Source organism: Sporosarcina sp. NCCP-2716 (assembly GCF_023707985.1).
Lineage (GTDB): Bacteria > Bacillota > Bacilli > Bacillales_A > Planococcaceae > Sporosarcina.
Window position 1 is genome coordinate 18766 of record NZ_BRCF01000005.1, and the last position, 20635, is coordinate 39400.

The 20635-nt window shown below is 56.9% G+C and carries 19 protein-coding genes; 15 read left to right on the forward strand and 4 right to left on the reverse strand.

Translation table 11 applies throughout. The features are described from left to right. Nucleotides 1–82: 82 nt before the first annotated feature. Complete coding sequence (locus tag NFU03_RS08690) at nucleotides 83–928, forward strand: STAS domain-containing protein (RefSeq protein ID WP_251637909.1); 846 nt, start codon at nucleotides 83–85, stop codon at nucleotides 926–928. 565 nt (nucleotides 929–1493) lie between these two features. Then, nucleotides 1494–2816: an S-layer homology domain-containing protein gene (locus tag NFU03_RS08695; protein ID WP_251637911.1), complete on the forward strand. Its 1323-nt coding sequence runs from the start codon at nucleotides 1494–1496 to the stop codon at nucleotides 2814–2816. 78 nt (nucleotides 2817–2894) lie between these two features. On the opposite strand, the gene NFU03_RS08700 is transcribed toward NFU03_RS08695, so the two are convergent. After that, nucleotides 2895–3464 (reverse strand): manganese efflux pump, encoded by a 570-nt coding sequence (locus NFU03_RS08700; RefSeq protein WP_251637913.1) that lies wholly within the window; start codon nucleotides 3462–3464, stop codon nucleotides 2895–2897. 358 nt (nucleotides 3465–3822) lie between these two features. Here NFU03_RS08700 and rbsK point away from each other — a divergent pair, with 358 nt between their 5' ends. The 4 genes from rbsK to NFU03_RS08720 all read left to right on the forward strand — a co-directional run bounded on the left by rbsK (nucleotide 3823) and on the right by NFU03_RS08720 (nucleotide 8254). Continuing rightward, nucleotides 3823–4725, forward strand: a complete 903-nt coding sequence (gene rbsK, locus NFU03_RS08705; protein ID WP_251637915.1) for a ribokinase — start codon at nucleotides 3823–3825, stop codon at nucleotides 4723–4725. Nucleotides 4726–4774: 49 nt separating this feature from the next. Further along, on the forward strand, nucleotides 4775–5974 hold the full coding sequence (locus NFU03_RS08710) for a M20 metallopeptidase family protein (RefSeq protein WP_251637917.1): 1200 nt from the start codon (nucleotides 4775–4777) through the stop codon (nucleotides 5972–5974). Beyond that, nucleotides 5971–6891 carry a nucleoside hydrolase gene (locus NFU03_RS08715; RefSeq protein ID WP_251637919.1) on the forward strand — a complete coding sequence of 307 codons (921 nt, stop codon included), beginning with the start codon at nucleotides 5971–5973 and terminating at the stop codon, nucleotides 6889–6891. Before NFU03_RS08710 ends, NFU03_RS08715 begins: the two co-directional genes overlap by 4 nt. A 79-nt stretch (nucleotides 6892–6970) precedes the next feature. Beyond that, nucleotides 6971–8254 (forward strand): uracil/xanthine transporter, encoded by a 1284-nt coding sequence (locus NFU03_RS08720; protein WP_251637921.1) that lies wholly within the window; start codon nucleotides 6971–6973, stop codon nucleotides 8252–8254. A 24-nt stretch (nucleotides 8255–8278) separates the two neighbouring features. Here NFU03_RS08720 and NFU03_RS08725 read toward each other — a convergent pair whose 3' ends face one another. Then, entirely contained in the window at nucleotides 8279–9268 is a 990-nt protein-coding gene (locus NFU03_RS08725; RefSeq protein WP_251637923.1) for a LacI family DNA-binding transcriptional regulator, read from the reverse strand. A 177-nt stretch (nucleotides 9269–9445) separates the two neighbouring features. On the opposite strand from NFU03_RS08725, the gene NFU03_RS08730 reads away from it, so the two are divergent. From NFU03_RS08730 to NFU03_RS08745, 4 genes are all read left to right on the forward strand, one after another. Further along, nucleotides 9446–10675, forward strand: a complete 1230-nt coding sequence (locus tag NFU03_RS08730) for a NupC/NupG family nucleoside CNT transporter (protein WP_251637925.1) — start codon at nucleotides 9446–9448, stop codon at nucleotides 10673–10675. A gap of 319 nt (nucleotides 10676–10994) precedes the next feature. Then, nucleotides 10995–12188, forward strand: a complete 1194-nt coding sequence (locus NFU03_RS08735) for a substrate-binding domain-containing protein (RefSeq protein ID WP_251637928.1) — start codon at nucleotides 10995–10997, stop codon at nucleotides 12186–12188. A gap of 27 nt (nucleotides 12189–12215) precedes the next feature. Then, nucleotides 12216–12617, forward strand: a complete 402-nt coding sequence (locus NFU03_RS08740) for a hypothetical protein (protein ID WP_251637930.1) — start codon at nucleotides 12216–12218, stop codon at nucleotides 12615–12617. Continuing rightward, entirely contained in the window at nucleotides 12614–12967 is a 354-nt protein-coding gene (locus NFU03_RS08745) for a hypothetical protein (protein ID WP_251637932.1), read from the forward strand. Before NFU03_RS08740 ends, NFU03_RS08745 begins: the two co-directional genes overlap by 4 nt. A gap of 103 nt (nucleotides 12968–13070) precedes the next feature. Here NFU03_RS08745 and NFU03_RS08750 read toward each other — a convergent pair whose 3' ends face one another. Beyond that, on the reverse strand, nucleotides 13071–13892 hold the full coding sequence (locus NFU03_RS08750) for a GNAT family N-acetyltransferase (RefSeq protein WP_251637934.1): 822 nt from the start codon (nucleotides 13890–13892) through the stop codon (nucleotides 13071–13073). A 152-nt stretch (nucleotides 13893–14044) separates the two neighbouring features. Between NFU03_RS08750 and NFU03_RS08755 the strand changes: the two genes are divergently transcribed. The 3 genes from NFU03_RS08755 (at nucleotide 14045) to NFU03_RS08765 (ending at nucleotide 16998) form a co-directional block, all read left to right on the forward strand. Further along, nucleotides 14045–14608 (forward strand): hypothetical protein, encoded by a 564-nt coding sequence (locus tag NFU03_RS08755; RefSeq protein ID WP_251637936.1) that lies wholly within the window; start codon nucleotides 14045–14047, stop codon nucleotides 14606–14608. Nucleotides 14609–14733: 125 nt separating this feature from the next. Beyond that, nucleotides 14734–15471, forward strand: a complete 738-nt coding sequence (locus tag NFU03_RS08760) for a sulfite exporter TauE/SafE family protein (RefSeq protein ID WP_251637938.1) — start codon at nucleotides 14734–14736, stop codon at nucleotides 15469–15471. A 78-nt stretch (nucleotides 15472–15549) separates the two neighbouring features. Continuing rightward, entirely contained in the window at nucleotides 15550–16998 is a 1449-nt protein-coding gene (locus NFU03_RS08765) for an IS1096 element passenger TnpR family protein (RefSeq protein WP_251637940.1), read from the forward strand. A gap of 66 nt (nucleotides 16999–17064) precedes the next feature. Here the strand turns inward: NFU03_RS08765 and NFU03_RS08770 are convergent, their stop codons facing one another. Continuing rightward, entirely contained in the window at nucleotides 17065–18366 is a 1302-nt protein-coding gene (locus NFU03_RS08770) for an aminotransferase class V-fold PLP-dependent enzyme (RefSeq protein WP_251637942.1), read from the reverse strand. A gap of 130 nt (nucleotides 18367–18496) precedes the next feature. Here NFU03_RS08770 and NFU03_RS08775 point away from each other — a divergent pair, with 130 nt between their 5' ends. Next, nucleotides 18497–19657, forward strand: coding sequence for a tetratricopeptide repeat protein (locus tag NFU03_RS08775; protein ID WP_251637944.1), 1161 nt, complete (start codon nucleotides 18497–18499; stop codon nucleotides 19655–19657). Further along, complete coding sequence (locus NFU03_RS08780) at nucleotides 19654–20616, forward strand: carbohydrate kinase family protein (protein ID WP_251637946.1); 963 nt, start codon at nucleotides 19654–19656, stop codon at nucleotides 20614–20616. The genes NFU03_RS08775 and NFU03_RS08780 overlap by 4 nt, the downstream gene beginning before the upstream one ends. The last annotated feature ends 19 nt before the right edge of the window (nucleotides 20617–20635 follow it).

Sequence of the window (20635 nt, forward strand, 5' to 3'; positions counted from 1 at the left end):
CAAGAACCTGGCGCAGGAAAAGAGGACATCCGCCGTTCGTTGCTGTATACTGATAGCAAGAAATTGACAGGGTGTGAGACGAATGGAAAGAAACGAGCAAATGATCCAGTACTTTACCGACCATGCCGAAGACCTGGCAGCAGAGATAGTTGAGCGCGTCTGCGAAGTGCTGCCGGATGAAATTCCGGAAGATGAAAAGCGGCAGGCTCACGGGATGTACGTGGAATTCTGGAAGACGCTGGCGGAAATGATGCGGACGGGTGTACTGAGTATCCCTGAGTCATTACTGCAGTGGAGCCGTGCCAACGCAGCGATGCAGACGAAGCATAACGGATCGATCTCCGTCATCGCTGACCGTTATCCGCCGTCCCGGGAGGCGCTAGTGGACTTGCTGGTGGAAATCGGGGAGGAATTGGATGTCTCGCTGTCCGACTACGCGCAGGCAGTGAAGCTGATGAACCGGGTGCTCGACTACAGTCTGAGCGAAACATATTATGCGTTCGAGCGGCTGTCCGAACTCTACAAGTCGGATACCGAAGAGGAGCTCGCAGAACTGTCTGCTCCTCTCGTCCCGGTCTACGACGGCATCGTCATCATACCGTTCATCGGCCGGATCACCGACGAACGGGCCTCCGCAATCATGGAAAAGGTCCTGCCGCGGATCGCCGCTTTGAATGTCAGCTGCACTATCGCGGACTTCTCGGGACTCGCCGCTGTCGACGACCATGTCCTCCGTTCCCTGCAGCAGATCGAAGGGGCGCTCGGCCTGATGGGTGTCGAGGTCATCTCGACTGGAATGAGGCCGGAACTCGCCAGGAAAATCGCGGACTCCGGCGTGGATCTGGCGGGCAAACGCTATTATGGCACAGTGAAACTCGCGCTCGAAAGCATGCTGCGTGGTGAAACTCCGGCAGCGGATCCCGAGTGATAATTAGTGGAATGAAAAAAGCCGGCTTCCTTCTGGGAGGCCGGCTTTACGTAATATGTATGAGTTCGGTCAGCTGAACGAACTGTGTGATTTGTACGACAGGAGCCTGTTCTGAACGGTAAGTTCGTCTTCCGTCAACAGACCGGATTCCCGTAAACTCCGGATCCGTTCTAGCTCTGCAGCTCTGAATTGCTGCTGGGAAACGGGAGATCCACCCAGCCGTTTCGCTGACCTGACAGTGCGTTTTCGATATGCAGTGAAGGTTACTTTCAGGATGAGGCATGCCGCTAGGAGAAGAACTCCGAGCAAAACCGATTTTGTGAATCCCCATGTGACTAAAAGGACAATAATGCCAATAACAGACCAGCTCATCTAGTTCAACCTCCACTGCTTGATGAGTCTATTTTATCTGATGAAATCCAGAAAGTACACAGGATGAAAGGCCTATAAGTGGCTTTTGGATGAAGATCCATCCGGCTGATTCAACAGGAGCTGTTCAGACCGCCGGACGGCTGCCGATATTTCCTATAAAGGGCAGTCAATCGAGATACAGGGGGAACGAAAATTGAAGACGATCAAAACTTTGCTGAAGCGCTGGGGCACAGGGATAGCGGCGGTCGTGCTGCTGGCGGCGGTCATTCCGCATTATGCTGCAGCCGATGAATTTCGCGATGTCTCGCCGGCCTACGCGGAAGCGGTCCATTATCTTACGAACCAGCAATTTACGAACGGGGTTGCCCCGAATTTATTCGGAACGGATCAGCAAATCACAAGAGGCAGTGCAGCAGTCATATTGGCGAGGGCACTGCGGCTGCCGATGCCGGCCCCCGGTGATCGGGAGTTTTCGGACGTCCCATCGCGGGCAGGTCAGGCAGTGGCCGCGCTGAAGCGGGCGGGGATCATCCAAGGCAAGCGTCCTGGGTATTTCGGCTTTGAAGAACCGGTCAGACGCGGCGAAATGGCGCTGATGCTGAGCAACGAAGAGGCTTATGCACTCGAAGCGGATGGCGGGAATCTTGCATTCCGTGACGTGAACTCGCGGTACAGCCGCGCTGTAGCCGGTCTTGTGGCGGCCGGCATTACAAAAGGCAAATCAGCGGAAGCGTACGGCACGGACGATCTGCTGAAGCGGGGCGAGTTTGCGGTCCTCCTCTACCGGGCCGAGATGGACCGGGTGACGAAGGCACTGCCGGCTTCATCCGATAAACTGGCATTGAAGCTGAACAGCGGGCGGGTGACGTCGGTAAAGCTGATCGGCGACAGCATTTCCGCAGGTATGGGAGCGGATGGTTTCAGCGTGCCGGAGGATGCACGCATCATCTTGAAAGACGGTGCGTACGTGTACCGGGAAGCTTCCGCGGAAGCCGATTCATGGGCGAATGCATTCCGGCGGTATGTGCAGCAGCCCGAGTTCGGCCAACCCGGTGACATCGACTTCTTCAATGCCGGCGTGAGCGGGAAGACGGCGAAATGGGCGCTTGAGCGGGCGGATCTGCTGCTGAAGCCGGACGAGGATGTCGTCTTCGTCATGATCGGCACGAACGACCGGCTCATCGGCAGCCTGGAAGACTATGAACGGACCGTCCGGAAACTGCTTGAGAAAGCTGATGCACAGTCCGAACTCCTCGTCGTCATGGCGCCGCCGCCTTCCGTCAATGCGATCGCCAATTACCGGTTCGCCCCGGAGAGCATCAATAACGTATTGAAACGGATCAGTCTAGAAAAGGGCTATCTTTTCATCTCCCAGTTTGACGGGATGAACACCTACCTCGCGGAGCATCCGGACGTGTCCTACTCCGACCTGATGGAAACGGACAGTCCGCATCCGACGAGCCGGGGCTACGCCGTCATGTGGGAGACGATCCGGCAGGCGCTGAAATTGAATTGAACGGCAAAAGCCCGCATTTCTGCGATTATGCAGAAGCGGGCTTTTCTGTGCGGCCGGATAACCGCGGACCCAGATGGCTCATATGACGATTTCAGCAAAACCGATCAGCACGAGCAGGCCGCCGGCGATCGCGGCGGGATACTTGCCGATCCACGTCTCGGCAAGCAGCAGGCCGAACCGGTGGCTGCCCCCGATCGTGATGAACGAAAAGAAGCCGACCGACAAGACGGTTCCGGCCATAGAGCTGCCGCTGACCCCCATGCCGAACCCGGCGGCGAGACAGTTCGCAGCGAGGACGAACCCGAGCGGCACAGCCTCCCGCACGGATATGACCCGGTCGCCATCCGTATCCGCGACGGCGGCGTCTTCATACGTGCTCACTTGCCCGAATTGCGGCTGGCACAGCATCCAGACGCCGATCCCGCACAGCAGCAGGCCGCCGATCCAATCCGCGGTTTCGGGTGAGATGACCGACGCGATCCGGTCGCCCGCAAGCATCGCGAAACACGTGACAGCCATCGAAATGGCAGCGATCGTCACGTTCGAACGCAGCGGGATTTTCGTCTTCTGGATGCCATACGCCAGTCCGATCCCCAAGTTATCCAAGTTGGCAGCGATGCCGAGAATAATCACCAGTAACAGCTTCATGCAAGGCGCCTCCTCCGTGTACCCCGCAGTATATGCCCGCAGACACCCCGGCGCCTGGACATTCGGGAAACCAGAAAACCGGAAAACCAGGAAACCAGAAAACCAGAAAACCAGAAAACCAGAAAACCAGAAAACCAGAAAACCAGAAAACCAGTACCTGTGCGTCACACAACTTGGAGACGATTCCGAATAGTACCTGAATTGTGTTACGCACAGGTACCGTCCGGAAAACGGGAGCCGGCTAAAATGAAGATTCCGTTGATGTGATCGATGCGGTATGATATTCTGAGGATGTGTAATCGGTTACACATCGGAGTTTACGTGAAGCAACCTACTACTTGAAATAGGGGATACCTACATGAGCAAACGTATTGTCGTAGTCGGCAGTTTAAATATGGATATTATCATTTCGACAGACCGTCTGCCGCAGATCGGTGAGACGATCCTCGGCGAGAGTGTGAGTTACATGCCTGGCGGTAAAGGCGCGAACCAGGCGGTGAGCGCGGCGCGGCTCGGCGGTGACGTGACGATGGTCGGTGCGGTCGGCAAGGATGAATTCGGCAGTACGCTGCTTGAACAGATGGAGAAGAACCAGGTGAATACCGCCCATATCGGACGGGCTGCGGAAGTGAAGACCGGAATCGCGGATATTTTCCACGTAGCGCACGATAACTGCATCGTCGTCGTGCCGGGGGCGAATTATTCGCTGACGCCTGATAAGATCACGCCGGAGGTCGAGGCGCTGATCGGGGGGGCGGATGTTGTGCTTGCCCAGTTGGAGATTCCGGTTGAGACGGTGCACCGGGTGATGGAAATTGCTCGGCATCATAATGTCACGACGATCCTGAATCCGGCACCTGCCCAGACGCTTTCCGGCGAACTTCTGAAACTCGTCGACTATCTGACGCCGAATGAGACGGAATTCGCGATGCTTGCGGAGCGGTCGTTTACGTCGGACAACGAGCTGGAAGCGCTGATGATCGAGTGGGAGGCGGCCTATCGCCATAAGCTCATTGTCACGCTCGGTTCACGCGGCAGCGCGTTCCTGGATGACGGCAGCCTGGTGATCACGCCGGCGGAAATGGTCGAAGCGGTCGATACGACGGGCGCGGGGGATGCCTACAACGGGGCGCTCGCTGTGGCGGCTGCAGAACAGCGGACACTCGCAGAAATGACCAGGTTCGCAACCCGGGTGGCGGCCCGTGCGGTCACGAAATTCGGCGCGCAGGACGGCATGCCGTACCGGGAAGAACTGAACTGAATTGGATTGAATTGGACTGAACTGATTTGAACGGAAGGGAATGATGGCAATGGAAACGATCACTGTTAAATGGATTGAAGAACGGCTCGACCCGTACCTCCGCAGCACTTACAAGCATCTGCACCAGCACCCGGAACTGAGCAAGGAAGAAGTCGGCACGCAGCGGTTCATCCAGCAGGAACTGGACCGGATCGGCATCGAACATAAAGCGATGGCCGATACAGGAGTCTGCGCGCAGATCACGGGTTCGGCGCCGGGGCGGACAGTGCTCATGCGCTGTGATATCGACGCGCTGCCGATCGAGGAAGATACCGGTCTCGACTACAGTTCGCTGAACCCGGGTGTCATGCACGCATGCGGCCATGATGCGCATACGACGATCGGACTTGCCATCCTGACAATCCTGAAAGAACACCGATCCGAATGGCAGGGGACCGTCAAGATCATGTTCCAGCCGACGGAAGAGGCACAGCCGGGCGGCGCCAAGCCGATGATCGAAGAAGGGATCCTCGAGAATCCAGCCGTCGACGCAGCGCTCTGCCTGCATACGAATCCGTATTTGAAGCCCGGCGTCTTCGAGATGAAACCCGGTTACATGCTCGCGAATACGGACCGCGTCTATGTATCGCTGATCGGCAAAGGCGGCCACGCAGCGGCACCCCAGCAGGGCATCGATGCGATCGCAATGGCCGGCCAGTTTGTGACGGGCGTGCAGTCCATCGTCTCCCGCCAGACATCCCCGCTCGATCATGCCGTCATCACATTCGGCACGATCAGCGGCGGGACGGCATCGAACGTGTTGTGCGGCCGGGTCGACCTGAGCGGCACCGTGCGGACGATCCGGACGGAAACGCAGGAGGACATCATATCCAAACTGGAAGCGCTGCTCAAGTCCGTCACGGAATTCTGGGGCGGCACGTACGAATACACGTACAGCAAGGGCTATCCGGCAAGCTGGAATGACCCTGCGCTCACAGCGGCCCTGACGGTTTCATTGACAGAAACTTTTGGGGAAGGGACGGTTGCGGTCAATGAACACCCGTATATGAGCGGCGATGATTTCTCGGTCGTCGCGAAAGAAGTGCCGTCGGTGTTCATGTACTGGGGGACGGGTTCATCAGATAAGGAGAATTTCCCGTGGCACAACGCCCAGTACCATGTGAACCTCGATGCTTTGAAACACGGCGCTGCAGCCGGGCTCCACTGCATCCTTGAACTTTTACAAACCGGAAAGGCGGGACAGGCATGAAAAAAGTGATAATCGACGTAGATACGGGCATTGACGACGCAATCGGAATTCTGCTCGCGGAAAAAAGCGGGATGGCCGACATTCTCGGCATCACGACGGTGAACGGCAATACGTCGCTTGACCAGGCGACGCGCAACACGCGTAAGATTACGAAACTGCTCGGTCGGGATGATCTGAAAGTCGTACAGGGAGCGGCACGTCCGCTGCTGCGCGATCCGTATTTTGAAGTGAGTGTACACGGCAATGACGGGATCGGCGGGGCGCTCCGTGATATGGAAGTGGAGATCCGGGATGAAGGATTTGCACCGGACTTCATCATCGAACAGGCGAAGCAGCATCCGGGGGAGATTACGGTCATTCTGCTCGCGCCGCTGACGAACATGGCGCTTGCCATCCGCAAGGAACCGCGGCTGAAGGAGTGGCTGAAGGAGCTCGTCATCATGGGTGGGGCGTTCGACCACCGCGGCAACATTACGCCGACAGCGGAATATAACATGTACATCGATCCGGAAGCGGCGAAGATCGTCGTCCATTCGGGCATCCCGATCACGATGGTCGGCCTCGACGTGACGTCCCAGACGCTGCTGACGAAAGCGGACGTCGAAGCGATCCGTCCCGGCGCTGCACGTGATTTCATAGAAGAAGCGACCGTCCATTACATGAACCATTACTTCAGCCGGAACGGCAAGCAGGCGTGTGCAATGCACGATCCGCTCGCTGTCGGCGCGGCGCTCGATCGATCTCTCGTTGAGACGAAGAAGTATTACGTCGATATCGAGACGAACAGTGATCTGTGCGACGGCCAGACGGTGTGCGATTTCACGAACTGGCACAAGAAAGAGCCGAATGTCGACGTCTGTGTCGGCGTTGACCGGGAGCGGTTCATCCGCATGCTCGTCGATACGTTAGGGAAATGATCGGATGGAGAGTCTGGCCGAAATGGCGCCGGGCTCTTCTTCATTTACCAGCGATTTTACAAAGAAAGCAGGAATTATCATGCCTCGTTTATCCGCTCCGAAATTGTCTCTCGCAGGCATCCAATGGCTGTTTTTCATGGTCGTCAATACGGTTGTCGTGCCGCTGTCAGTCAGTCAGGCGTTCGGACTGACCGATGTGGCGACTGCCGGCATCATCCGGACATCGTTCGTCGTGACAGGGCTCGTCAGCCTGGCGCAGGCGCTGTTCGGACACCGCTACCCGATGCTCGAGGGGCACGGTGGAATCTGGTGGGGGCTCGTGCTCAGTCTGTGTGCATCCGCACCCGCGATGGGCGTGACGTATGCTGAACTCGGCGGCAGCCTCGCGCTCGGCATGCTGCTCGCCGGAGTCGTCACGGCTGTGCTCGGCGCTGTCGGATTCACCGGGCTGCTCCAGCGCATCTTCAATCCTGTCGTGCTGACGGTCTACCTGTTCCTGCTGTCCGTCCAGCTGATTTTCATCTTCTTCAAAGGGATGCTCGGAATCGCAGAAGGTGGGGCAGTCAACATACCGGTCGGCGTGCTGTCACTTGTGATTGTCGCAGCTGTCCTCCTCATGTGCACAGCGGGAAAGGGGAGCATTGCCAACTTTTCGGTGCTCATCGGGATGCTCGGCGGCTGGATCGGCTACGTTTTGTTCTTTGGAAATGAATCCCCGGTCACAGGCGGCGGATCCCTGTTCCGGCTGTTCCCGCTCGGGGGTGTGCACGTGCATGCCGGCATCCTGATCACAGCATTCGCCGCCGGGCTCATCAACATGGCGAACTCGCTCGTCGCAATCTCAACGGTCGAGAAGCTGTACAGGGAACGGACGGGGAAGCTGCGGTTCACGGCATCATATTTCGTGACGGGTGCCGGTACGGTGGCGGCCGGCCTGTTCGGCCTCGTGCCGTTCGGTCCGTATTCGTCGTCAATCGGGTTCCTGCAGAGCACGAAGATCTATGAGCGCGGTCCGTTCGTGCTCGGCAGCGTGCTGTTTGCCGTCCTCGGTCTCGTGCCGGCGCTCGGCGGCTTCTTTTCGGGACTGCCCGAGACCGTCGGCGATGCCGTCCTGTTCGTCGCGTACGTCCAGCTGTTCGGCACCGCTGTTCGCAATCTCCGCAGTCTGCCGTTCGAATCGATGTCGCTCTACCGGCTCACGATCCCGCTGCTCGTCGGCCTCAGTATCCTGAATGTCCCGGCTGACACGTTCAGCGGGTTTCCTGTCCTGCTGCAGCCGCTCATCAGCAACGGCCTGCTGGTCGGTGTGCTGCTGTCGGCGCTGATGGAATTCGGATCACGCAAAAAGAAGCTTCCTCTTTAGATGAGGGAGCTCCTTTTTGGTGTTTCATCCGACAGTCGACTGTTTCGCGGTCAGCGTAACGGGGAAGACCTGGTCCGTTTCGATGCCTGTCTCCTTGCCGATCAATGCCACGAGGACGTCCATCGCCGTCTTGCCGAGCTCATAGATCGGCTGGGCGATCGTCGACAGCTCAGGCGACAGCATTTCAAGGCCGATGCCGTCGAATCCGATGACTTTGACGTCCTCCGGAACGCAGCGACCGGCTTCCGAGAGTGCTTTCAAGGCGCCTGCCGCCATAAGGTCATTGCTCGCGAAGACACCGTCGAGATCCGGATGGTCGGCGAGCAGTTTTTTCATCGTGCGATATCCGCCGCTGACGGTGAAGTCGCTGTAGCCGATCAAGCTAGGCGTGAACCAGTCCGTGCCGGCGCTGACGGCTTCGAAACCGGCTGTGCGGTCCCGGGAAGAAGTGATCGACAGCGGCCCGCAAATATGTGCGATCTTGCGGCAGCCGAGTTCCAGCAGATGCTCAGCCGCCAGTTCGCCGCCTCTCTTGTTCTCCACGGTGAGCGACACAACGGAGTCGCTCGAGAACACATTATCGAGCAGGACGACCGGAATCCCGGCTTTCTGCAGGCCGCTCAAGTGTCCGGGCTGGATCGTATACGACGAAATGATAATACCGTCCACCTGCTTATGCAGCAGCGTTTCGATATAGCGCTGCTCTTTTGCCGGGTCATTGTCCGTGTTGCACAGCATGACCGTGTACCCGTATGTATTCGCGGCGTCCTCGATTGCACGCGCAAGTTCGGGGAAGAACGGATTCAGGATGTCCGGCACCATTAGGCCGACCGTCGCCGTCTTCTTGCCGGCGAGGCTGCGGGCGATTGTATTCGGACGGTAATTCAGTTTCTCGATCACTTCAGCGATTGCGAGTTCTGCTTCCTTGCTGACGTACCCATTTTTGTTCAAGTAGCGGGACACAGTTGCGACGGATACTCCCGCCAGCTTGCTTACGTCTTTGATTGTCGCCATGGTGACAGCTCCTCTTGTGTGATCGTTTACACAAATATACCAATACTAGGGGAATCATTCAAGACGGCTTTAATAGTATGTCACATATTAGTTATTGACGCTCCTAAATGCTCTGTGGTAAGTTATGTGTAACCGATTACACATAGTTTCATATTCCATTTACAAGAGGAGTTACTGATGAATATACTCACTGGATTGCTCGGATGCCTCGTCATCCTGTTCATTGCGTTTTTGCTGTCCGATAACAAACGGAAGATCAACTACCGCGTTGTCGGCATTGGGGTTGTTATGCAGATCCTGTTTGGCTATCTCGTCTTGAAGTCTTCGGGCGGCCGTGCCGTCATCGAGAAGTTTTCAGGCGGTATTCAGAATATTATCCATTACGGCAATGAAGGACTTGCCTTCGTCTTCGGCAGTCTTGCAGATTCATCGGCACCGACAGGGTTCATCTTTGGGATCCGTGTTGCTGCCATGGCGATCTTCGTTACGGCGCTCATTTCTTTGCTGTATCATTTCGGCATCATGCAGTTTTTCGTTAAGATCATCGGGGGAGGTCTTGCGAAACTCCTCGGTACGAGCAAGCCGGAGTCGCTGACAGCGGCGTCCAACATCTTCCTCGGACTGCAAGAAGCGCCGGTCATCATCAAGCCATACATCAAGACCTTGACCCGTTCCGAACTGTTCGCGGTCATGGTCGGCGGACTCGCCTCCGTCGCGGGCGGTACGATGCTCGCCTATGCAGCGCTCGGCATCCCGATCAACTACTTGCTATCTGCCAGTTTCATGGCTGCACCGGCGGGCCTCGTGTTCGCGAAAATCCTGATTCCGGAAACGGAAGTGCCGGTCAATGCTGTCGACGAAGCGCCGAAAGAACTGATCGGTGAAGGCGGCGTTAAACCGGGAGCGATCGATGCGGTCACGAAAGGTGCCGCGGAAGGTCTCAAGATGGCAGGTCTCATTATCGCCATGCTCATCGCCTTCATCTCGCTGCTTGCAATGGTAAACGGGATCCTCGGCGGCATCGGCGGCTGGTTCGGACACCCTGACATCTCACTCGAACAGATTCTCGGGTACGTCTTCTCGCCGCTCGCCTTCGTCATGGGTGTTCCATGGTCGGAAGCGATGACCGCAGGAAACCTTCTCGGCCAGAAAGTGATTCTGAACGAAATGGTCGCCTTCACGGCGTTCCAGCCGATGATCGACGTCCTGTCCGAGAAGACCGTCGCCATCCTGACGTTCTCGCTGTGCGGCTTCGCGAACATCGGCTCGCTCGGCATCCTGATTGCCAGCATGACCGCGTTCGCCGACAACCAGCGCGCAGTCGTAGCGAAACTCGGCTTCAAAGCCGTCATCGCCGGCACGCTCGCCAACCTCATGAGCGGCACAATCGCCGGCATGTTCATGTAAATAGGGAAATATCAAAAACATCCGCCGCGTGCGGATGTTTTTTTAGCGTGAGTTGTGTCTGATTGCCGATTAATTCATCCATCTGGCCGATAGTTGAGGACATTTGGCCGATTCATCACGGCATTTGTCCGATTCCACGCTCCGCTTGGCCGGTAACTCCCCGCGTTTGGCCGATTCACATTAACGGAGACGACTCCCCAGCCAGCACCCCCCTCTCGCCACGGGGGAGTCCTTCAGCTAATTAACTTCAGAAACATATTGACCATTTGAACTTATAGTGTAATAATACACTATAAGATACTAATCGGAGGTTTTAGAAATGGGTGCTTTCCTAGGTTATCTCGCTTTCCTGATATCTGCTGCCACTATATTGTTTTCAATGTTTGCCATGGTGATTGCTGTATTGAACGGATCTGCATTTGCGATTCCGTTCCTCCTCACGGTGCCGGCGATCGTAATAACAGGTCTCACTCTGCTGTTGAAAAACTATTTCACTACAAAAAAGCGGACGGCGGCCTTCCTCGCAATTTCGGCGGCTGCGCTGCTCATTACCGGATATGCACCCGCCACCCATTGGCATGAAGAATCGTTGTCGAGAGTGCCGGAGCAGGCAGACCCGTTAAATTACGAATCGTTCGCTCCTCATACGGCAGCGGCGAAACTCGATGCTCCAGCGTCGCTCCGTCTTACAGAGCCGCTCCCAAAGCTGGACAGCGCGACAGATGCGTACCCGATCGTGGCGTCATTTGTCCGGGAGGTTTATCCGGAAAACGACTATACAGGGTTTACAGGGGACGGCATAGTGCTGGAGGAGCATCCGAGATATGCCTACCACCGGATTATCACGGGGGAGCGGGATATCATTTTCGGACCGCCGCCGACTGCTGAGCAGCTGAAAAAAGCAGAACAAGCAGGCGTTACGCTCAAGGTGACACCGATTGCGAAGGAGGCGTTTGTCTTTTACGTCAACCAAAGCAATCCCGTTTCCGATCTGACCGAAGCGGACATTCAAGCGATATACGCCGGGAAGAAAACAGAATGGAGCGATATTGGCGGGCGTGAAAAGCCGATCATCGCCTATCAGCGCAAGCCGGACAGCCGCAGCCAGCAGGAGATGGAACGGATTATGGATGGAACAGCGTTCGCTGCCCCGCCGACCGAGCCCATCTCCGAGTTCTCGAACGGCATTGTCCGTGAGCTGTCCGAATACCGGAATGAGCGGAATGCGCTCGGGTATTCTTATCGGAACACGGTCCAGCCATTTGCCGATGAACGGAAGGTCAAGCTGCTGGCGGTGGATGGGGTAGCACCCGGGGACAAGGAAATCAGATCCGGGAAGTATCCGTACACCGCTGAGATCTGCGCGGTGACTGCCGGGACGGAGCACCCGGATGCCGAACGGTTCATTGATTGGATGCTGTCGGATGAAGGGCAGCAGCTCGTGAAGAAGTCAGGGTTCACCCCGATCCGCGAGGTGGAAGATAAAAATGTGAGGAGTACGTCATCCCGGTGAATTCATCCGAAAAGGAGTGTTTCTACCATGAAAAAGTCAACGATCGTCCTGTCGCTCGTGCTGTTCGCAAGCCTTCTCCTCAATGCATACTTGGCGGTTGACCGGTCCACATACCGGTCCTTCTCACCGAATCTCGAAGACCAGGCGATACTCGGCGAAATGACGATGATGGTGCTTGACAGTCCGCAATATAAGGGAATTACCGAAAAAGAGACCGTCTATGCTGTAAAACAGGGTGTCGATCGGTACAACAGCGGCAATCCGGCCTCGATTCACAACTATGAAATCACCGTCGTCACCGACCAGCAGGCGTATGGATTCACGTGTGACGATGAAGCGTGCACAAGCGTATCGAACGGCAGATGGGGCGGCGATCTTTACACTGAATCGCACCCGATCCTTCCGCTGAAAGGGGCGGGGGAGGAGTGATCGCACCAAAAAGAGTGGAAGGCTCACGAATGCAGTATTCCAAGATAGCAGTCAGCATTGCATTCGTAACTGCTTCGTTCTTACTGGGATACGGACAGCAGCTCGGCTATTTTCTCACCGATCATTTTCCGCTATTTCCGCTCACATTTTACACAGTTGTCCGAATCATGCTGATCAGTATACTATTCGGCTTCGCCCTCGTCGCTGGAAACCGTATTATTCGGCGGCGTGACGTGATATCAGGAAACACATCCTTCTGTTTCATGATCTCAGCCATTTGGGCAATTGCAGGCAGCACGTTGCAAATCGGAGCGTACCTGCTGATGATGTGGATGCAGATCGAGGGTTGACTGAAATGAAAACAGCCCGCGCCAAGTCAACGGCACAGGCTGTTCGAGCATTAAAAGTTCTAATATTTTGAATAGTGTTCGAATTGTGTGACGCACAGGCACCTCACAAGGGGAGCTCGTAGTAGTCCTGCTGCTGTTTGCGGATGAAACCGATCCGTTCATACAGTTTCAGTGCGTTGGCATTCCGGGTTTCGACGTCCAGGCAGATCGCGTTTCCTGTAGGGGCTTCCTGCTGGACGGCCCAGCGGAGTGCCTGACCGCCGATTCCCTGACCGCGCAGTGCTGAAGAAATCGCGAACCCGGATAGGTAGGACTTGCTGTCCGCACGCGCGACGCGGATTTTGCCCGCAGGCCTGCCGTTGGTCTCGATGATGTAGCGGCGTTCGTCCTCTCTCGTCAGCCGCTGGTCATAATAGTCTTCCGCGTCTGCCAGCGTCAGGGAGAAGGCTTCGGCGTCGAGTGCGACTTCGAATGGTTTATCGCGAGGTTCCGACAATCGCATCGTAATGTCGTATCCCTCTTCCAGCGCCTGTTCCTTCCATTGCATATGGAACTCGGAGAACTCGTATGTACACGGCTGCCCGGTGAGCCATCCCTTCGCCGATTCAGAGGCGCCCGGGGCATTCAGCAGCACTTTCCGGAATCCGCGCTCAGCTACTGCTGCTTTTGCTTCCTTCCATAAAGCAGTGAAGTGCCCTTGTCTCCGTTCAGATGGCTTCACCATCCCGCACACTTCCACTGTAGATCCGAACGCGTATAAGGCCAAGTAGGCAACGAGCTCCTCCTCCTGCCAGACGAAGAAATCTTCTGCTGTACCTTCCCGGTTTTTCAGCATGTCCCAATTCAATTTCAATTCAATTCCATCGTGCTGTTCGCACGTTTGCTGCAGCTGCTGTATTGCATGAAGCTGTTGTGATGTCAGCATGGATTCCCTCCTGTCTTGAGTCAGATCCGTACTCTTTCCGATATCTGAATACTGTTTCAACTGTAGCGGCCGCTCGGGAAGATGTCAACGGCCAAACTAGCAGTATGCTATACTACCCAGAAGACCAATCCATCAGGAAAGAAGGATGAATGATGAAAAAAGACATGCGGTACATTTGCTATCCGTTCATGAGAGAAGCGGCGTCGACGGTTGACTTTGAAATCCGGACGGACTCGCTGACGACCCGGATCGGCGAAGCGCTTTCGCTTACAGAAGACATTGAAAAAGTGCAGACGGACTTGCGCTGGCTGCAGCCGCTTGCGTATCATCTGAACGGTTCGGTCCGCGGCAAACTCGCGATCACGCCGGCAGATCTGCAGCAGCTGAGTGATTTGTACGACGATTATGTCGGCGAGCTCGGTGAACTGGTGGAGCAGTTCGTTCTGCCACAAGGCACCCATGCAGCAACGGTTCTCCACGTCTGCCGCAGTGAAGCGAAGAAATCCGTACGTGCGCTGCACAAAGTTTCAATCGAGCGGGACGTGCCGGAAATCCTGTTTGATTTCGCCCAGCTGATGGCGAACGTCCTGTTCGTCATGGCGGTCTATACGAACAAAATGCACGGAGTGGACGAAATCCCGTTCATCAGCAAATCGTACCCTGTCCGCAAGAAGAAGGCGGCGGAGCGCAGCAGCAAAGGTGCGACAGCCGAATAACAGCAAGGGCCCCCGCGTAAAGGAGGCCCTTTTATAATGAAAACTTATCAAGTTCGTTTCTATCTATCAAATTAACTTATGAGGCGATGAGGCGTATACTGAAGGAAGAAAGAGGTGGATAACATATGGAATACATTTTCCTTTCGATAACTGCAATGGTCGCCATGATGCTCGGTACGCTTGCAGGAGGCGGCGGGCTCATCACGATGCCGGCGATGCTGCTGATGGGGATTCCGATCCACTCGACGATCGGTGCGAGCAAGATTTCCACAACGATCAGTTCGTTCTCCACATTCCTGACCGTGCTCATGAAAAAACAGATCACTTTCCGGGAAGCGTGGTGGATCCTGCCCGTTTCGCTGTCAGGCGGCCTGCTCGGCGGTTTCATTGCGACCCATATCCCCGAGCGGCTGCTGTTCCAGATCGCCATCTTCCTGCTCATCGCCGCTTTCCTCACTTCATTCCTCTCCAAGGCGGATTTCAGCGGAGAAGCCGCACTTGCTCCGAGAAAGAGCGGGATTGCCGGTCTGCTCGGCATCGGGTTGTATGACGGGCTGTTCGGGCCGGGGCAGGGGACGCTGCTCCTGTTCCTGTTCAACCATCTCCGAGTCTCCTATTTACGCGCCATCGGATTCATGCGGCTCGCGACGTTTTCGAGCGGTTTCGGGGCGGCGGTCAGTTACATTGCGATGGGAAAAGTGATCTGGCCGGTCGCGCTCGCGCTCGTCATCGGCTCGCTGTCCGGCGCGCAGATCGGGGTTCGTATTGCGGAACGGCTGAATCCGCGGCATGTGCGCATCCTGCTGCGGGTCGTCATCGTCGGCCTGCTCATCCAGCTGCTCATCGAGGCCCTGCTGAAGTGAACACGGGCGCCCGGCAAGTTGACGCGGTATGGTACACTTATTGAAGTGCAATCTACCAAGTACGAGTTGAGGTGACGTATGAAATCCTATATTTTAACATTCACCATGCTGGACATGCCCCATCCGGTCTGGCGCCGGGTCATCATGCCTGAAGGCGCGACGTTCAACCGGCTGCATTCCGTCATCCAGGATGTAACGAATTTCCAGAGCTACTATACGGACTCGCCGTATCACTTTTTCGAGATCAACGTGGACGGGCTGTGCATCACGGATAACCCTATCCGCCGGGACGAACTGAAAGGCACGCCGGGCATCACGCCGAAGCAGCCGACGCGGCTGAAGATCGACGAGATCCTTGAAAATCATAACGAACTGATCTATGAGTACGATCTGGGCGACGGCTGGCGGTTCCTCATCGAGCTGGATTCGATTGTGGAAAACTATCATTTCGGCTTCCCGACACTCCTCGACGGGGAAGGGGAGGCGCCGCCGGAAGACGTCGGCGGACCGCCGGGCTATGCGGCATTCCTCGAAACGATCGCAAACCCGGACGACCCCGAGTACGACCATATGATCACCTGGGCGCGCAGCAATGGCTACCGTCCTTATAACAAAGACCGCATCAACCAGCGTTTGAAGTCGGTTAAATACCAGAAGACCGACTGGGATCAAATCGATCACGTGAACCACAAGATCGTGAGCGATCCGTACCGGGATCCGGAAATCAGCTCAGAGGGCGCAGGAAGCCTTCCGCCGTCAGCCCCGAAGGCAGAAGCCGAGGCGCAGACCGGGGAAAAGCCCGCCGCTCCTCTGACCGATGAAGAAAAAGAGCTGGAGCAGTACATCCGGGCGATGGTGAACCTGTACGGATTCACCGAAGCGGATCACGTTGGGTCATTATACAGCAGGCAGAACGGCAAGGCGCTGACAGGTGGGGAGCTAGTGCAGCGAGTCGCTTCTTCGGCGCTGGAATCGCGTCTGCAGGAAGACGTCATCCTGGTGAGGAACAACCATTTCCTCGGGCCGAAACTCGCACATATCGATCCCGATCTGTTTTTCAAGGAGATCGCCGGCAAGCCGTATTACGAACCGGCGAAAGAACAGCTCCTCCGGTACGCCGAAGCCGGTTATTATGACAGGACACCGGAGCTCGAGCAGCTGGAGGAACTGTTCCTCCAAGAGCATATCCCGCAGCTTCAGATCGACCGGATGCTGCACGGATTCATGCACAATCTCTCGGTCTGGCACGCGAACTTCATGGATGCAGTCAGCCGTCTCATGGACCAAGCCGGCCCGCTGGCGGAGGAAAGTGTCAACCGGATCATTTCGGCAGCTGTCCTCGTTTCGAATAATGTCCGGCTCATCGAAAACCGCGGGTTCACTCCGCAGGAACTGCACCAGCTCGGCATCATGCACTCAGCGCCGCAGTCGGGTGCACCGGTGCAGCCGTCCGGCAAAATAGGACGCAACGACCCGTGCCCATGCGGCAGCGGGAAAAAATACAAAAAATGCTGCGGACGCTACTAAAGAAAGTTCCCTCCCGATTCACTTGGGGAGCGGAACTTTCTTTTTTCATTTCACATATGGAATGCGTCAGCGGGACAGCTTGTGCAGACAGTCCTTCACGATGCCGAAGAATTTGTCGATCTCTTCGATTGTGTTGTAATGGACGAGGCTGATGCGCAGGGCGCCCCCACCGAAATCCCCGGCGAGACGGTCCATTAGCCGGATGGCGAGGTAATTGCCGGTCCGCGCCTCCACGCCCGCTTTGTTCAATGCGTGGCCGAGGGCATCTGTATCGATCCCTTCGATATTGAACGAGAAGACGGGGAGCCGTTCCTCCGCCGAGGCAGCGCCTTTGCCATACAGGACGACGCCTTCGATTTCAGCCAGACGGTCCAAGAAGTGACGGGTGAGCTGCTGCTCGTACAGATGGGCGAAGTGCATGGCGCCGGCGAGTTCCTGCCGTTTCGGACGGGCAGTGCTGAGCGTGGTGCCGGCAAGCGACAGGCCATTCTGCTCCGCGTCCCGGTACACTTGTGCCAAATACTCCATCGAGCCGATGAACCCTTCGATCCCTTCGTGGTTCTGGGAGCCGACTTCGAAAAAGTATGCGTCCTCAATAAGCTCACGGCCGATCTTCCATCCGTCTAACCGGTCCAGCCGGTCACGGTTGAAATAGCCGAATCCCATATGTGGGCCGAAGATCTTGTACGTCGAGAACGCCGCAAAGTCGACATCCGCCTCTTTCACGTCTATCGCCATATGGCTAGCCGCCTGCACGCCGTCCGCGACGACGAATGCACCTGCCGCATGGGCGAGGGAGGCGATCTCCTTCATCGGATGGATCGTCCCGGTCGCGTTCGATGCCCAGCCGGCTGCGACGACTTTCGGCTTCAGGGCGAGCAGCTCCCGGTAGTGCGCCATGTCGAGATTGCCTTCATCATCCACCTGCCACGTGTGGACATGGATTCCCTGTTCGGCGAGTTCGAGCCACGGATTGACGTTCGCGTGGTGATCTGCCTCCGTGATGATGATATGATCGCCTGCCGCGAGATCGCGGCCGAGATGGTGGGCGAACAGATGGAAGAAGTTCGTCGCGTTCTGTCCGAAAGCGATTTCGCGGTGGTCCGCAGCGCCGATCAGGTCCGCCGCGAGCTGGCGGGCGTCGACGATCACCTGCTGCATATCCGCTGTCCGTTTGAAGATCGTCCCTTTCTGGGCATTCCGGTGGATATAATAATCCGTCACCCGGTCGATGACGAACTTGGAAACTTGCGCGCCCGCCGAATTATCGAAGAACAGGACAGGGTGCCCGCCGTATGTACTGCCGAGGCTCGGAAAATAGCTCCTTGCGTGTATGAACGTCTCTTGAAGCGCTGTGTGTGAATTCATCCAATCATCCTTTCGTTCTGGAACTGTTGTCCACCAACTATAGCACGCGCAGTCGATTTAAGAGGAAATAAACATTGGATTCAAGTATATTGGTTAGAAGGACAATCGATATCGAAAAGGGGACAGGCGGATGGACGGAAACGCATTATTGGAAGCGGTACGGGATGGGAACGCAGAACGGCTTGCGGAATTGCTGGAAAAAAGGGCCGATGTCGGCGCAACAGACGCGGAAGGGCGGACGGCGCTGTTCCTTGCTGTGCAGAAGAACGATACGGCATGCATTGCTCAGCTGCTTGCAGCGGGGAGCGACCCGAACCGCCGCGATGTGACGGAACTGACGCCGTTCATCTGCGCGGGGGCGAACGGTTTTTCGGAAGCGCTCCGGCTGATGGCGGAATCCGGTGCCGATCCGGCGAGTGTCAACCGGTTCGGCGGCACGGCACTGCTGCCGGCGTCGGAAAAAGGGTATTTGCGCACCGTACAGGCGTGCCTTGAGGCTGGAGTCCCGGTCGATCACGTCAATTATCTCGGCTGGTCGGCGCTGCTCGAAGCGGTCATTTTAGGCGACGGCGGCCGGCTGTATTCCGATGTCATCCAGAAGCTGTTCGAGGCGGGTGCTTCGCCTCACTTGGCGGACTTCGACGGAAAATCGGCAGTCATGCATGCCGACGAGCTGAAGCAGGACCGTGTGCTTGCCATGCTGACGGGGACGCTCGAAGACCCGCAGCATCCGGCGGTCGAAGACGCGAAGGCACTTGCTTCAGCCGGCAGGTGGGAAGACGCTTCCGAGACAGTGGAGCAGGCGCTCGCCCTAGACAGCGACAACTTGGATCTGCTCTATTATGCAGGCTATTTCCTCGCTGAACAGGGCCGCTGCGCGGAAGCCGTCGCATTTTACCGGCAGGCGCTCACCGTGGAGCCTGCCGCGCTTGAGTTCCATTATTATCTTGCGCTCTGCTTCCGATCAATGGGACAGACGGACGATGCGCTGCGGGAGTTCGATGAGGGCGATGCCAGGTCGGATGAAAACCCGTTCTTCCTTTATCATAAGTCGAACTATTTGCGGGAGCTCGGACGCCACGAAGACGCGGTGCAGATCATGGAGACACTCGTCAGCCGCCAGCCGGCGCGCTACGATTTCTGGTTCCACCTGGCGAACAGCCTGCGGTCGCTCGGGCGGCATGCCGAAGCGATCGAGGTGATCGGCCACGCGGTGCGACTCCAGCCGGACAACCCGCTCTACCGCGATCATCTGGAGCGGTCGGAGAAGCTGCTGGAGTCGGGGGAATGAAAGGAGAGGACGCAACCGGCATGGGGAAGAACATTCTGATCTACGGCGATGTGTTCGTCGACCATATCGCCGACGACCCGTCGAACATGTCGTTCCGGACATACCTCGGCGGTGCGACAGTGAATGTGGCGGCGGGAACGGCCCGTCTCGGCGCGCCTGTGTCGTTCATCACGGTGACGGGGGATGATGAAACGTCAGCATTCGTCCGATCCGAGCTCGAGAAGGAGGGCGTCGATCTGTCGTCCGCTGTGCTTGAGCCGGCCAAACGGGTGAACGGTGTGTACGTTCATCTGACGCCGGACCATGACCGGGTGTTTGCGAATTACGAGAACGACACACCCGATATTCAGGTGACCACGGATAATCTGCAGCCGGACGCGTTTCATCGTGCCTCCGTGTTCCACTTCTGTTCCGGCACGATGTTCCACCCGACTGCGCGGAACACGACGGAGTGCGCCGTCCGGCTTGCAGGAGAAGCGGGGGCCCTTCTGTCGTACGATGCGAATATACGGCCGCTCCGCTGGGACAGTGAAGACGAGTGCCGCCGGACGACGGTTTCGTTCCTGGCTTCGGCGGACATCGTGAAACTGACGGAGGACGAGCTGACGTTCATGATGGAGGCGGAGTCGGTCGAAGAAGGGCTGCAGCATCTCGCGGCATACGATATACCGGTCGTCCTGCTGACCCGCGGGGTGAACGGCACGCTCGCGATCATAGGTGGAGAACGGCTGGACGTCCCGTCGGTTCCCGTGGAAGCCGTCGACACGACAGGCGCCGGCGATGCGTTCACAGCCGGCATCCTCAGCCGGATCCATGCGGACGGGCTGCCGGACGAGCCGGAAGCGTGGCGGGAGATCATCCGCTTCGGCAACCGGCTCGGCGCACTCTGCGTGACGAAACCCGGCGCACTGTCCGCCATGCCGTATGCGCACGAACTGCAGGAAGACGTGAACGAATAGACGAACCGGCAAAAAAGCT

What these genes read in the sequence shown, in the direction of transcription:
- NFU03_RS08690 (WP_251637909.1), top strand. Translation starts at nt 83, where the DNA reads ATGGAAAGAAACGAGCAAATGATCCAGTACTTTACCGACCATGCCGAA.
- NFU03_RS08700 (WP_251637913.1), bottom strand. Translation starts at nt 3,464, where the DNA reads ATGAAGCTGTTACTGGTGATTATTCTCGGCATCGCTGCCAACTTGGAT.
- rbsK (WP_251637915.1), top strand. Translation starts at nt 3,823, where the DNA reads ATGAGCAAACGTATTGTCGTAGTCGGCAGTTTAAATATGGATATTATC.
- NFU03_RS08710 (WP_251637917.1), top strand. Translation starts at nt 4,775, where the DNA reads ATGGAAACGATCACTGTTAAATGGATTGAAGAACGGCTCGACCCGTAC.
- NFU03_RS08715 (WP_251637919.1), top strand. Translation starts at nt 5,971, where the DNA reads ATGAAAAAAGTGATAATCGACGTAGATACGGGCATTGACGACGCAATC.
- NFU03_RS08720 (WP_251637921.1), top strand. Translation starts at nt 6,971, where the DNA reads ATGCCTCGTTTATCCGCTCCGAAATTGTCTCTCGCAGGCATCCAATGG.
- NFU03_RS08725 (WP_251637923.1), bottom strand. Translation starts at nt 9,268, where the DNA reads ATGGCGACAATCAAAGACGTAAGCAAGCTGGCGGGAGTATCCGTCGCA.
- NFU03_RS08730 (WP_251637925.1), top strand. Translation starts at nt 9,446, where the DNA reads ATGAATATACTCACTGGATTGCTCGGATGCCTCGTCATCCTGTTCATT.
- NFU03_RS08735 (WP_251637928.1), top strand. Translation starts at nt 10,995, where the DNA reads ATGGGTGCTTTCCTAGGTTATCTCGCTTTCCTGATATCTGCTGCCACT.
- NFU03_RS08740 (WP_251637930.1), top strand. Translation starts at nt 12,216, where the DNA reads ATGAAAAAGTCAACGATCGTCCTGTCGCTCGTGCTGTTCGCAAGCCTT.
- NFU03_RS08750 (WP_251637934.1), bottom strand. Translation starts at nt 13,892, where the DNA reads ATGCTGACATCACAACAGCTTCATGCAATACAGCAGCTGCAGCAAACG.
- NFU03_RS08755 (WP_251637936.1), top strand. Translation starts at nt 14,045, where the DNA reads ATGAAAAAAGACATGCGGTACATTTGCTATCCGTTCATGAGAGAAGCG.
- NFU03_RS08760 (WP_251637938.1), top strand. Translation starts at nt 14,734, where the DNA reads ATGGAATACATTTTCCTTTCGATAACTGCAATGGTCGCCATGATGCTC.
- NFU03_RS08765 (WP_251637940.1), top strand. Translation starts at nt 15,550, where the DNA reads ATGAAATCCTATATTTTAACATTCACCATGCTGGACATGCCCCATCCG.
- NFU03_RS08770 (WP_251637942.1), bottom strand. Translation starts at nt 18,366, where the DNA reads ATGAATTCACACACAGCGCTTCAAGAGACGTTCATACACGCAAGGAGC.
- NFU03_RS08775 (WP_251637944.1), top strand. Translation starts at nt 18,497, where the DNA reads ATGGACGGAAACGCATTATTGGAAGCGGTACGGGATGGGAACGCAGAA.
- NFU03_RS08780 (WP_251637946.1), top strand. Translation starts at nt 19,654, where the DNA reads ATGAAAGGAGAGGACGCAACCGGCATGGGGAAGAACATTCTGATCTAC.